Genomic DNA, 12,559 nt, shown 5'->3' with positions numbered 1-12,559 from the left:
GGTCAGGGCCCGTCGGATTCCGGGCGGAAAATCGCGGTCTGCTCGTGGGCCGGGAGCTCCGGCACACGGGCGGGCAACTCGGCGGTGATCTCGGTGGGCAGGACGCGTACGACGGCGAGGTTCAGGCCGTCGGATCCCGCGGTCACGCGCAGCGCGGAGCGGGCGGGGACGAGCAGGACGCTCCCGGCCTCCAGCGGGCGCCGTCCCGCTTCGTCGTCCACCGTGCCCCGCCCGGCGACGACGTAGAGGGTCACCTCGGTGCCGTGGTCGGCGTCGTGCGTCCAGCCGGTGTCGGGGGCGAGCCGTATCTGCTCGAAGGCCTCGCACTCGCTGTGCAGCATGCCGCGGCGGGCCAGGCACCTCCAGGTGCTGTCCGGCGCGCCGGTACGCAGGTAACGCGCGGGCAGGTCCTGGCTGTTGACGATCATCGGGCGGACTCCGCGGCGGGGACGGCGAGTTCGGCGTGGAAGAGTTCCAGCTCGCCCTCGCGGTCGGCGCCGACCCGGGCCCGGGTGCCGAGCGGCAGGGTGACGGCGGTGCCGGGGCGCAGCTCCGCGGTGCCCGAGCCGTTGTCGACCCAGCCGGTGCCGGAGAGCACGAACACCATGTGCTCGCAGCCCTCGGCGGCCAGTTCGGTGGTCCCGGAGGCGGGGACGGTCTCGATGGCGACGGTGCGCAGGGGCCCGGTGAAGACACCGGACGGGTCGACGGAGCGCTCGGCGCGCAGGTCGTGGAGGCGGGCTCGCACTTCGGTCTCCTTCAGCGGGTTCACGGGGTTCTGCGGTCCTGCGACCGAGGGGCGGTCGGCGGCGAGCGCGGCGGCGAACTGCGGCGAACGCATCTCGATGACCAGCCAGTTGAGGTCGTCGGGGCCGGTGTTGCGCAGGCCGTGGACGGTGCCGAGGCCGGTGAGGATCAGCGTTCCCGGCTGCACGGGGTGCCCGACGCCGTTCAGGTACATCTCGCCCCGGCCGCAGAGGATGAAGTAGATCTCCTCGGTGCGGGTGTGCCGGTGTTCGCCGCTGACGCCGCCCGCCGGGATGCCGGCCCATTCGACGGCTTCCCAGTCGCCGCGCAGGTCCGCGCCCGACGCCAGGCACTTCCACCAGGTGACCCCCGTGGTGCCGTGCACCCCGTGGATCTCGGCGGGCCCTGTGACATCGCCGACGACGACGGCGTCGCGGGCGCCTGCCGGTGCGTACAGGAGGTCAGACACGGCCGCCCTCCCTGCCCTGCACGAGGTCCTGGTCGAGGTCCCGCGCCGGAGCCTGCGCGAGGTTGCCCAACTCGGCGACGGCGTCGAGCAGTTCCCGCTCGGTGAGGTCGTTGACGAAGACCGCTTCGCCGATGCCGCGGGGCAGCGGGAGGCGCTGGAGGCCGTCGCGGTGCCTGACGGTGTCGAGCAGCGCGGCGGTCAGCAGCTCGGGCTGGTTCAACAGCTCGTCCCAGACGGGCAGTTCGAGGGAGCGCATCACGGCCAGGACGCGGTCGCGGTCCACGGTGTCGACGAGGCCGCGGCGGTGCGCGATGACCGTGGTCAGCGCCATGTCGATGCAGACCGCCTCGCCGTGCAGGAGCTCGGGAAGGGCCCGCATCTCCACGGTCGGGCTGAAGGTGTGGCCGTAGTCGACGCAGCGCTCCAGCGTGGTCTCCCACAGGTTGGGCTGGAGCTCTTCGAGCATGCCGTGGATGGCGCGGCGCACCACCTCGCGGGCCACGTCCTCGCCCTGCTCGCACTCGCCCTGGAACTTCTCGTCGAGGAGCAGCGGGCCGTGCTCCTCCAGGAGCCGGAAGAGCCGCGCGTCCTTGATCAGCGCGATCTTGAGGATCTCGGCGAGCCCGTTGCCGATGTGGCGGCGGTCGATGGTGGAGAGGAAGGACCGGTCGAGCAGGGTGAGGTCGGCCGGGAAGTAGGTGCCCAGGCGGTTCTTGTGCCCGTTGAAGTTGACCCCCGTCTTGGCGCCGACCCCGGCGTCGACCAGGCCGATCAGCGTGGTGGGCACCCGGATGAAGGGGGTGCCGCGCCGGTAGAGGCTGCTGGCGAGGCCGACGATGTCCATGAGGACGCCGCCGCCGATGACGATGACCGGCTCGCGCCTGCGGTCGATGCCGAAGGCGTCGAGCTCGCGGACGATGCGGGCCGCGGTGTCGAAGTCCTTGACCGTCTCGTTGGCCGGGACGACGCACAGGTGGTGCTCGACGTCGTGGTAGTCGAAGTAGGCGCGGATGCGGTTGCCGTGCAGCAGATCGACGTTGGCGTCGAGCACGACGAATCTGCGGATGCGCCGCCCCGGGGCGCCCGCCGGCTCCAGGAGGTCGGTCCGCGTGAGGTCGAAGAGCCCGTCCGCGACCCTGACTTCGTAGCTGACCGGCTTGGTCGCACGGACCGTCCAGGAGTCGATCCGCTCGCTGTAGGCGTACAGGCCGGGACCGGACAGAGCCTGCGCCGAGTCGCCGGTCAGGCCCACGAGCTCAGAGCTGGACACAGACATGAATCACCTCTCGTTGAAGCGGACTTGGGGGGATCTGCCAGGAGGATGTCGATCATTTATATGCATTGTCAAGCATGTACTTCCCAGAGTGCGCCCTCCACAAGTGGACTTGGCCAAGTGGTGGGCGGTCAGCGCCAGGCGAGGGGTTCATTAGATAGCGACTGCTATTTTTTTCCGCAAGCAATAGTCAGCAGGAAAAAGGAGTTACGTCGTGCGCGCCACCGTTCTGCACCGGTACGGCGGTCCCGAGCAGTTGACCGTCGCCGAACTCCCGCGCCCCGTCCCGGGACCCGGCCAGATCCTTGTCCGCGCGGCCGCTTCGGCTGTGAACCCGGTCGACATCGAGGTGCGCTCGGGCCAGGCCGCGAGCCGGGTCGGCCACCCCTTCCCGATGGTGCTCGGCTGGGACCTGTCGGGCACGGTCGCGGAGTGCGGCAGCGGGGTGACCCGGTTCGCCGTGGGCGACGAAGTCGTCGCCATGTCCGCCCAGATGGCCACGGGCGTCGGCACCCATGCCGAGTACGTCGCCCTGGACGCCGCCCTCGCGGCGCCCGCGCCCCGCGGCGTCGACCTGGTCCGGGCCGCGGGCCTGCCGCTGGCCGGGCTCACCGCCGACCAGGCCCTGGAGCTGATCGCGCCGGAGCCCGGCAGCACCCTCCTGGTCACCGGCGCGGTCGGCGCGGTCGGCGGCTTCGCCGTCCAACTGGCCGCGGACCGGGGCCTGAAGGTGCTCGCCCTGGTGCGGCCCGGCGACATCGAGGAGGCACACGCGCTCGGCGCCCACGAGGTGTTCACCGCCGAGAACCCGGTGCCGCACGGCGTTGCCGACCACCTCCTGGAGACCGCGGGGCAGCCCGGCGCCGTCGACGCCGTGCGCGACGGCGGCACCGCCGTCTCGATCGTGCCGACCAAGCCGCCCGTGGCCGAGCGCGGCATCGACGTACGCATGTCGTTCGTCGAGCAGGACGGCGACCGCCTCGCGCGGCTGAGCCGTCTGGTCGGCGAGTCCGTGCTCACCCTGCGCACGGCCGAGGTGCTCTCACTGGACGGGGTGGGCGAGGCGCACCGCAGGCTGGCGGCCGGCGGAAGCCGCGGCAAGCTCCTGATCGCGGCGGAGTGAGCGGGCCGCTCCGGACGGCCCGACTCCCCTCGCCTCTCTACGACTTGGACTAGCCATGCCGCTGCCCCTGTTCTCCCTGATGCTCTGTGTCTTCGGCGTCGGCACCGCCGAGCTGGTCGTCGCCGGCATCCTGCCCGCCATCGCGGGCGACCTGGACGTCTCGCTCTCCGACGCGGGCCTCCTCGTCACCGCGTACGCGCTCGGCGTCGTGATCGCGGGCCCGGTGGTCACGCTGGCCGGCAGCCGGATCCCCCGCAAGCCGCTGCTGCTCGGGCTGATGACGCTGTTCGTGGTCAGCAACGCCCTGGCCGCGCTGGCCCCGGGCTACGGGGTCCTGATGACCGCCCGCGTGCTCTCCGCCCTCACCCACTGCACGCTCTTCGCGGTGTGCATCGTGGTGGCCAGCGGCATGGCCGCGCCGGGCAAGGAGGCCTCCGCGGTCTCGAAGGTCGCCGTCGGCCTCAACCTCGCCACCGTGCTCGGCGTGCCCCTCGGCGTGCTCATCGAGCAGCACCTCGGGTGGCGGGCCGCCTTCTGGAGCATCTCCGGGCTGAGCCTGGTGGCCCTGCTCCTGGTCGCGGTCATGCTGCCCGCCGACACCGCGAGGGCCGAGGGCGGGGCCGCCGCCGAGCTGCGGGTCCTGCGCGGGCCCCGGGTCCAACTGGCCATTGTGATCACCGCGTTGGCGATGGCCGCGGTGTTCACCGCGTACACCTTCGTGACCCCGATCCTCACCGACCTCGGCGGCTTCGACTCGTCCACCGTGAGCTGGCTGCTGCTCCTGCTCGGCGGCGGCTCCCTGGTCGGCAACCTGATCGGCGGCAGGCTCGCCGACCGCGCGCTGATGCCGTCCCTGGTGGGCGTGCTCGCCGTGCTCGGCGCCGACCTGGCCCTGATGGCGCTCGGGGCGCGCGTGTCCTGGCTGCTCATCGCGCTGCTCGTGGTGTTCGGCGCCGCCTACTTCGCGGTCATGCCGGCCCTGCAGGCCCGCATCCTGACCTCGGCGGGCGACGGCGCGCCCACGCTGGCCGTCGCCGTGAACATCGGCGCCTTCAACCTCGGCATCGCCTTCGGCGCCTGGTTCGGCGGCCGGCTGCTCGGCCTCGACCTCGGGCTGCGCGTCGTCATCGCCGCCGCCGCGCTGCTCTCGTGGGCCGCGATGCTGCTGGCCGTGCGCGAGCTGTCCGTGGACCGGCGCGCGGAGCGCCGCGCGCCGTCCGACGCCACGGATGCCGCTGACGCCACCGACGCCGCCCAGACTTCCGCAACCCCCCACTCCCCCGTTCCGTCCGACGCCGCCGCTGCCACGGGCACCGGCGACCGACTCTCCCTGGAGCGCAACCGATGAGTGAGCCCACCCGGCGCCGCATACTGCGTCAGTCCGCCCTGGCCGGCGGCACGGCCCTGGCCGTCGCCACGGCCGACGCCGTCCCCGCCTTCGGACACGCGCGGGCCGCCGCGGCCGACACCGTGGCCGCCGAGGCCGTGGCGGCGGACCTCGACGCCATCACCGTGCGGCCCGCGGACACCCGTTACCAGGAGCTGATCCGCGGCACCAACCAGCGCTGGGTCGGCCGCCCCGACTACGTACGCCTCGTCTACACCGCCGACCAGGTCGTCGACGCCGTCCGTGAGGCGGTCACCGCGGGCAAGCGCGTCGCCGTGCGCAGCGGCGGCCACTGTTACGAGGGCTTCACCACCGACCCCGAGATCAAGGTCGTCATCGACCTCTCGGAGCTCACCGACGTCTCGTTCGACGCCGAGAAGCGGGTCTTCGTCGTGGAGCCCGGCGCCTGGCTCTCGGACGTGTACTGCGCGCTGTTCAAGCGCTGGGGCGTCACCCTGCCCGGCGGCTCCTGCCCCTCGGTGGCAGCCGGCGGCCACATCGTCGGCGGTGGGTACGGCGCCCTGTCCCGCATGTTCGGGCTCACCGTCGACCACCTGCACGGCGTCGAGGTCGTCGTGGTCGGCAAGGACGGCACCGTCCGCAAGGTGCTCGCCACGCGCGACTCCGACGACCCGGAGCTGCGCGACCTGTGGTGGGCCCACACCGGGGGCGGCGGCGGGAACTTCGGCATCGTCACCAAGTACCTGCTGCGCACCCCCGGCGCGAGTGGCACGGACCCGGCGAAGCTGCTCCCGCGCCCGCCCGCCGAGCTCCTGACCTCCACCGTGACCTGGTCCTGGGAGGGCATGACGCAGGCCGGCTTCAAGAGCCTGGTGAAGAACTACGGCGACTGGTTCGCCGCCCACGGCTCCCCCGACTCCGCCTGCCTCGACCTGTTCAGCCAGCTCAAGGTCACCCACCGCTCCAGCGGAACCATCATGATGGTGACGCAGATCGACGCGACCAGGCCGGGCGCCCAGCGGGATCTGGACGCGTTCGTCGCGGCGGTCGGCAAGGGCGTACCCGTCGCGCCGAAGACCGCCACCCAGCGGCTGCCCTTCCTGCACGCCACCCGGTGGCCGGGGTTCGCGGGCGGCGACCCGACCCTGCGCTTCGAGGACAAGTCCGCGTACATGCGGGCCTCCTTCCCCGACGACCAGCTCACCGCCATGTACCGGCACCTGACCCGCACCGACTTCAGCAACCCCGCGGCCCTGCTCCTGATCGCCGCCTACGGCGGGCGCGTCAACGCCGTCGGCGCGGACGCGACGGCGGTGGCCCAGCGGGACTCGGTGATGAAGCTGCAGTACCTGGCGTTCTGGCAGGACGCCTCCGAGGACGACAAGAACCTCGCGTGGGTACGGGAGTTCTACCGCGACGTGTACGCGGCGACCGGCGGCGTGCCCGCGCCCGGCCGGGTCACCGACGGCTGCTTCGTCAACTACGCCGACATCGACCTGAGCGACCCGGACCACAACAAGTCCGGCGTCCCCTGGCACACGCTCTACTACAAGGACAACTACCCCCGCCTGCAGAAGGCGAAGGCCACCTGGGACCCGCGCGGCGTGCTGCGCCACGCCCAGTCGGTCAAGCCCCAGGCCGGCCGCTGAGTTCCCCCTGACCACGCGGCGCGGGCCGTCTTCCCGCGCCGCGTCCTCCGCCCGCACGGCACGGGCCGTGCGGGCGGCCCCACGAATACACAGACACAGCAACAAAGGAGAACGGCATGCCCACAGTCTCGACGTCCGACTCGGTGGTGGAGTACTTCGTCACCGGCACCGGAACCGGGCTCGCACTGGTCCACGGGACCGGCGGTGACGCGGCCGGTTACGGGCACCTGCTGGAGAAGTTCAGCGACCGCCGCACCGTCATCACCCCCAACTACTCGGGCAGCGGCGCCACCAAGGACGCCGGTGACCCGCTCACCCTGGAGCTGCTCACCGAGCAGGTCGTCGCGGCCGTCGAGGACAGCCCCGCCGAGGGCCCGATCGACCTCGTGGGCTGGTCCCTCGGCGCGGTCGTCGCGGCCAAGGTCGCCGCCGAGCGCCCCGAGCTCGTACGCAACCTGGTCCTGCTGACCGGCTGGGCCTCGCTCGACGAGCGCCAGCGGATCTTCTTCGACCTGTGGCACCGCCTCGACCAGCTCGACCACGAGGCCTTCGGCCGCTTCCTGCAGCTGCACGGCTGGACCGACGAGCAGCTGAACGTCATGGGCACCAAGGGCGTCGAGGAAGCCGTCTCTGGCGGCATCCCGGCGGGCATCGGCCGTCAGATCGCGCTCAACCTGACGACCGACATCACCGACCTGCTGCCGAAGATCACCGCGCCGACCCTGGTCATCGGGGCCAAGCACGACCGCATGGTGCCGGTGAAGCACTCGCGCGAGCTGCACGAGGCGATCAACGGCAGCGTCTACGCGGAGCTGGACGCGGGCCACTTCGCGCTGTACGAGAAGGCGGACGAACTGGCCGAGCTCATCAACGAGTTCATCCACCGGGAGGCCGCGCCGAGCGCCGCGTGAGGCGGCGGGCGCCGCACGAGTAGAGCCCTGTGAGGGGGCGGCCTTGGTCCGCCCCCTCACAGGGCTCTCGCGGCTGAGCGCTTGGCCGAGGCCGCTCAGCGAGCCGTGGGGTCGTGGCGCAGGCGGTTCACGAGGGACGCCGTCGCGGGCTCGAACGCCGCGACGTCCAGGGCGAGTTCCAGCTCCTTGGCGAACGTCCCCTGGGCCCGTGCGACCAGCTTCCTGCCGTCCTCGGTGAGGTGGGCGAACATCACCCGCCGGTCCTCCTCGCCCGCCGTGCGCGCGGCGAGACCCGCGGCCTCCAAGCGGCTCACGAGGCGGCTCATCGTGGACTGGCTCAGGCCCACCGAGTCGGCCAGCTCCTGCATCCGCAGCGTGCCGCCGGCGAGGATGGACAGCGCGGTGAACTCCGACGCGGTGATGCCGTGTTGGCGCTGGAGCTTCTTGTCGAGAGTCGACCCCACGCCGTTGACGAGCAGCAACAGCTGTCGCCACAGCTCCTGCTGACCGCCGAGACGTCCTCGTCCGCCCACCGCCATGTCCGCTGCACCACCCTGTCCCGTGCTCAGCACCCGCCGCGGCACGGCCCTGCCGAACGATGAACTTGTTTCCGCAAGCATAGAGCAAACCTTCCGACACAGGAACCGGCCGGTGCGCGCCCCCGCGGGAGCGCGCACCGGCCGTGGACCGCCGGGGCCGTCAGGCACGGACCCGCGGCCGGGGCTTGCTGTACCTCCGCATCATCGGCATCTCGATGCCCTTGTGCAGCAGCCAGGCCACCGCGAGGCACAGCACGAAGTAGAGCCCGATGACGCCGACGCCGCCGGGCACGTCGTAGAGCTCGCTCTCGCCGATCAGCGAACGGACCCACACCATCAGGACGTTGTGCACGATGTAGAAGGCGAACGAGACCTCACCCAGCCAGATCATCACCCGGCCGCGGAAGGGCGAGCGCTCCCCGCGCAGGTCGGTGGTGGCGGCGGCGGGAATGAGCAGCGCGAACGGGATGAGGGCCGCGGCGTTGAGACCGAAGAGCCACGGCACGGCGTTGGCGACCGCATAGCCCACGACCACCAGGGCGCAGGCCGGCAGGAGTCCGAGGCGGATCCAGCGGCCGCTCATCACGATGCGCGCCATGATCATGCCGAGGGCGAAGTCCAGGGTCCGCACCGGCGGCAGCATGTAGACGGCCCAGTACTGGACCTCGGAGACGGGGAAGCCGTTGGACATCGTGCCGTCGGGCAGCAGGAGATAGGCGAGCGCGGGGATCGCGGTGATGGCGGCCACGAGGCCGCCCGCCCAGGCCCAGAGCCGCTCGGGCCGGATCTTCTTGATCCAGTGGTGCAGCAGGGGAAAGCAGAGGTAGAAGAAGACTTCGCAGGAGAGCGACCAGCTGGGCGGGTTGATGCTCAGGTAGGTGTGGTAGTCGGGGATCCAGGTCTGCACCAGGAGCAGGTTGGGCAGCCACTGCTGCCAGGTGGCGGTGGCCGCGGCGAAGAGCACCATGGCGCCGATCCACCCGGCCACATGGCTCGGGTAGAGCTTGACCAGGCGTCGGCGCCAGAACCTGCGCGGGGCGTCGCCCGGCCGCGCCGAGTAGGTGAGCACGAATCCGCTGAGCAGGAAGAAGAAGGTGACGCCCATCCACCCGGTCTTGGTGAAGGCCGCGTGGTAGAGGTCGGACGCCGTGCCGCTGAAGGGGTTCAGCGGCGGCTCGGTGGTCAGCGAGGAGTGGAACAGGAAGACCATCACCGCGGCGATGAACCGCATGCCGGTCAGCGAGGGGAGCCGGGAGAACCCCGATGGTCGCGGGGCGAGCTCCGGCGTCTCGGCGGGTCTGGCGTGGGTCGTCATGGAAGCTCCTTCAGAAGCAAGAACAATGCATGATCAAGCATTTATTTGGGCGTGGAAAGGGCGCGGGACATGAGTTCTTTCTGGATCACGTCGAACGGGCGGTTCTTGGTCTCGGGGACGTGTCGCAGCACGAACCACAGGGCGGACAGGGCGACCGTCGCGAAGAACCAGAAGACGACCGACTCGCCCACCAGGTCCGCCGCAGGCAGGAAGAGCTGCCCCACGACGAAGTTGGCGGCCCAGTTGACCAGGGCGCACAGCCCGGCGCCCCAGGCGCGCAGGGAGGGCGGGAAGATCTCCGCCGCGAGGATCCAGAAGACGGGGCCGAGCCCGATGGCGAAGGACGAGACGTACACCCCCATGCAGACGAGGGCGACGAGGTGCGAGGCGGGACCCAGGTCGCCGTTGAGGGCGAAGCCCAGCGGGATCAGCGCCACCGCCATGCCGGTGAGGGACAGCACGAGCAGCGGGCGCCGCCCCGCGCGGTCGATCAGCGGGATGGCGGCCACCGTCATCAGCAGATTGACCACGCCGATCACGACGGAGTAGAGGATCGAGTTGGTCGCGGGCAGTCCCGCGCGCTGCATGATGCTGGGGGCGTAGTAGATGATGGTGTTGATCCCGGCGAACTGCTGTACGGCGCCCAGCGTCAGACCGATCATCAGGGCCCGGCGCACGGTGGGGTCGGCGAGATGGCCGCGGTGGCCGCCTCGGCCCTCACGCCCCGCGCCCTCGCGCCCCGCGCTCCCGCCCCCTTCGCTCCCCTGCTCCCGCGCACGGCCGCTCAGCCACACCGGGCTCTCGGGTACGAACAGCAGCCCGGCCAGCATCAGCAGCGAGGGCACCAGGCCCACACCGAACATGGCACGCCAGTTGGCCTCGTCCGCGAACCACAGGTTGACGAGGTAGGACACCAGGATCCCCGCGGTGAGCAGGATCTGGTTGACGGTGATCAGGCGGCCGCGCAGCCGGGGCGGCGCGATCTCCGCCAGATAGAGCGGGACGACCGTCGAGGCGGAGCCCACCGCGAGGCCGAGGACCACGCGGGCCGCGATCATGGTCCAGAAGCCGGCGGCCAGGGTGGCGAGGGCGAGGCCCAGCGTGAAGGTCACCGCGATCACGATCAGCGTCCTGCGCCTGCCCCACCGGTCGGCGGGGCGGCCGCTGCCGAGCGCGCCCGCGGCGGCGCCCAGCAGGAGCGAGGAGATCACCGTGCCTTCCTGGAGGGCGGACAGCTGGAAGTCCGTCTTCAGGAAGAGGAGCGCGCCGGAGATCACTCCCGTGTCGAAGCCGAACAGCAGCCCGCCGAGGGCCACGACGCCCACGGCGAAGCCGAGTCGCCGTGGCGGATCCGCTTCCGGTTCGGGCCGGTTGCTGTCGGCGGCCGCCGTCGTCACTCCTTCTTCGTCGGTCGCCTCTAAGGCCTGGGTCGTCATGGGCGGCACCTCTGCTTCTCTCTTCTCATGTCGGGGTTTCAGACGCCGTACGTCGTGCGGTACACGGCGAAGCGGCTGTCGAGTTGGCGGCGGGAGAGGCCGAACTCCGTGGGCCGGAAGGCACGCGCGGCGCGCGCCGCCCTGGTGGACCGCGCGGCCAGCGCGGCGACGGCGCGGTCGACGAGCGCGGTGGACGTCACTCCGGCGAACCGCTGCACGCGGCGCACCTCCTGGACGGGGTCGGCCACCAAGTCCTCGTGGCGGACGTCCAGAAGACGGGCCTGGGGCAGGGCCGACCGCGCCTGTTCCGACGCCGCGAAGTGCCGCTCGGCGCGCGCGGCCCACTCGGCGCCCACCGGGCCCGGGTCGCCCGCAGGGGCGGTGCGGCCGCGCCGGGCCGCGCTGATCCCGGCGCAGATGCCCACGACGTCCGCGGGACTGCGGTGCACATGGACGACCCTGGCGTCCGGATAGGCCCGCAGCAGCTCGCGGAGGTGACGGGAGTGGAAGGGGTCGCGGAGCACCGGGGTCGAGCCGGGGATCCGCCAGGTGACCGCCTGCAGTTGGGCGCGGTGGAAGGCGTACGCCTCGGTGAGGTCCGCGCCTTCGAGCCAGGCGCCGTAGCCCGGCACCCGCCAGGTGAGCGTGGCCATCATGCTGTGGAACGCGTTCGCGAGGAGGCGGTGGCAGCCACCGGGGCGGGTGTGCCGCAGCAGCTGCCCCGCGCCGCGCCCCAGGGTCGGCCGCACCGCGCGCTCCGCGTCCGAGCGGGCGCGGCGCAGGGCGGCCCTGCGCTGCTGGATGTCGACGAGTTCGGTGCCGGGGTCCGCGAGTTCCCACAGGGCGGGGGCGTCCAGGCCCGGGTGCTCCGCCAGCAGGTTGTGCAGGAGCGCGGCGCCGCTGCCGGGCAGGCCCGTGATGAACACCGGGGCCCGGATGTCGGTCAGGGCGATCGTCGGGTGGTCCCGCAGCAGCCGGACCAGTTGACGCTGGCGGGCCAGGGCCTCCGCGAGTTCGCGGCGAACGGCTGCCCGTCCTTCCGCGTGCAGTCCCGCCTCGCCGTCGAGCGACAGGACGAGCCGCTCCAGGGCGGGCAGGAAGCGCAGCCGTGGCTCTCCCTCCTCGCCGTCCTCGCGCACCCGCTCCAGCAGGTCGCTCACCGCGAGGCGGTCCCTCTGCGCGGGCTTCGTCCGGTGCGGGGCGGCCGGGTGCTGCCCGGCGGTCCGTGCGAGGTCGCCGGGGCCCGGCGCGTACCGCGGGCTCGGGGCGCCCCAGGCGGGACCGCCTCCACTGCGCCGCCAGGACAGCGCGGACTCCCGTACGGCTGACTCGCGTACGAGTGGCTCGCGTACGGCCGATTCCCGTACAGCTGACTCCTGTAGAGCGGTCTCCCGTGCAGCCGACTCCCGCACGGCGGACTCCCTCGCAGGGGCCGGCCGTACATGCTGCTCGCTCATCAATCCCACCTTCTGGTTCATCGCGCGCAGGGCCTGGCGGCCGCGTACGCAGTGCAGGGCCCGGCGGCCGGAACCCGCGCGACCGCGTCGCGTCACGCGGTCGGGGCCGGCGATGCCGGGGCGGGCGGGAGCGGAGAAGGCGGTGGGGGCGCACTTCCGCTTCCTGTGCCCGTTTCGAACGTGCGGTTACTCGGCGTGGTCGAAGTCGATGGCGCTGTAGGCGCGGAGCTTGGCGAGTCGGTGGTCGGAGTCGATCTTGCGGATGGTGCCGGACTTGGAGCGCATGACCAGG

The 12,559-nt window shown here is 72.0% G+C and carries 11 protein-coding genes and 1 pseudogene; 4 read left to right on the top strand and 8 right to left on the bottom strand.

All coding sequences use genetic code 11. From position 1 onward, the window contains the following. Nucleotides 1-2: 2 nt before the first annotated feature. From ACZ4D5_RS28890 to ACZ4D5_RS28880, 3 genes are read right to left on the bottom strand one after another with little or no spacing between them, the layout of a single operon-like run. A complete protein-coding gene (locus ACZ4D5_RS28890) occupies nucleotides 3-428 on the bottom strand; it encodes a cupin domain-containing protein (protein WP_467775365.1) in 426 nt (141 codons plus the stop codon). Continuing rightward, entirely contained in the window at nucleotides 425-1,216 is a 792-nt protein-coding gene (locus tag ACZ4D5_RS28885; protein ID WP_467775364.1) for a cupin domain-containing protein, read from the bottom strand. Before ACZ4D5_RS28885 ends, ACZ4D5_RS28890 begins: the two co-directional genes overlap by 4 nt. Next, complete coding sequence (locus ACZ4D5_RS28880) at nucleotides 1,209-2,492, bottom strand: sedoheptulose 7-phosphate cyclase (protein ID WP_467775363.1); 1,284 nt, start codon at nucleotides 2,490-2,492, stop codon at nucleotides 1,209-1,211. Before ACZ4D5_RS28880 ends, ACZ4D5_RS28885 begins: the two co-directional genes overlap by 8 nt. A gap of 211 nt (nucleotides 2,493-2,703) precedes the next feature. Here ACZ4D5_RS28880 and ACZ4D5_RS28875 point away from each other — a divergent pair, with 211 nt between their 5' ends. The 4 genes from ACZ4D5_RS28875 (at nucleotide 2,704) to ACZ4D5_RS28860 (ending at nucleotide 7,520) form a co-directional block, all read left to right on the top strand. Further along, nucleotides 2,704-3,612: an NADP-dependent oxidoreductase gene (locus ACZ4D5_RS28875; RefSeq protein ID WP_467775362.1), complete on the top strand. Its 909-nt coding sequence runs from the start codon at nucleotides 2,704-2,706 to the stop codon at nucleotides 3,610-3,612. A gap of 55 nt (nucleotides 3,613-3,667) precedes the next feature. Beyond that, nucleotides 3,668-4,960, top strand: a complete 1,293-nt coding sequence (locus ACZ4D5_RS28870; RefSeq protein WP_467775361.1) for an MFS transporter — start codon at nucleotides 3,668-3,670, stop codon at nucleotides 4,958-4,960. Next, nucleotides 4,957-6,609: an FAD-binding oxidoreductase gene (locus ACZ4D5_RS28865; protein WP_467775360.1), complete on the top strand. Its 1,653-nt coding sequence runs from the start codon at nucleotides 4,957-4,959 to the stop codon at nucleotides 6,607-6,609. Before ACZ4D5_RS28870 ends, ACZ4D5_RS28865 begins: the two co-directional genes overlap by 4 nt. A 116-nt stretch (nucleotides 6,610-6,725) precedes the next feature. Next, nucleotides 6,726-7,520: an alpha/beta fold hydrolase gene (locus ACZ4D5_RS28860; protein ID WP_467775359.1), complete on the top strand. Its 795-nt coding sequence runs from the start codon at nucleotides 6,726-6,728 to the stop codon at nucleotides 7,518-7,520. Between the two features lie 95 nt (nucleotides 7,521-7,615). On the opposite strand, the gene ACZ4D5_RS28855 is transcribed toward ACZ4D5_RS28860, so the two are convergent. From ACZ4D5_RS28855 to ACZ4D5_RS28835, 5 genes and pseudogenes are all read right to left on the bottom strand, one after another. Further along, entirely contained in the window at nucleotides 7,616-8,059 is a 444-nt protein-coding gene (locus tag ACZ4D5_RS28855) for a MarR family winged helix-turn-helix transcriptional regulator (protein WP_467775358.1), read from the bottom strand. 160 nt (nucleotides 8,060-8,219) lie between these two features. Then, entirely contained in the window at nucleotides 8,220-9,374 is a 1,155-nt protein-coding gene (locus ACZ4D5_RS28850) for an acyltransferase family protein (protein WP_467775357.1), read from the bottom strand. 41 nt (nucleotides 9,375-9,415) lie between these two features. Next, entirely contained in the window at nucleotides 9,416-10,810 is a 1,395-nt protein-coding gene (locus ACZ4D5_RS28845; protein WP_467775356.1) for a sugar porter family MFS transporter, read from the bottom strand. A 38-nt stretch (nucleotides 10,811-10,848) separates the two neighbouring features. Beyond that, complete coding sequence (locus tag ACZ4D5_RS28840) at nucleotides 10,849-12,267, bottom strand: sulfotransferase family protein (RefSeq protein WP_467775355.1); 1,419 nt, start codon at nucleotides 12,265-12,267, stop codon at nucleotides 10,849-10,851. Between the two features lie 186 nt (nucleotides 12,268-12,453). After that, nucleotides 12,454-12,559 (bottom strand): annotated as a pseudogene (locus ACZ4D5_RS28835) (fructose-bisphosphatase class II); the annotation flags it as partial.

Source organism: Streptomyces sp. NPDC025651 (assembly GCF_055558735.1).
The sequence above is the reverse complement of the archived record's forward strand: the minus strand, read 5'-3'. Positions and strand labels throughout refer to the sequence as shown.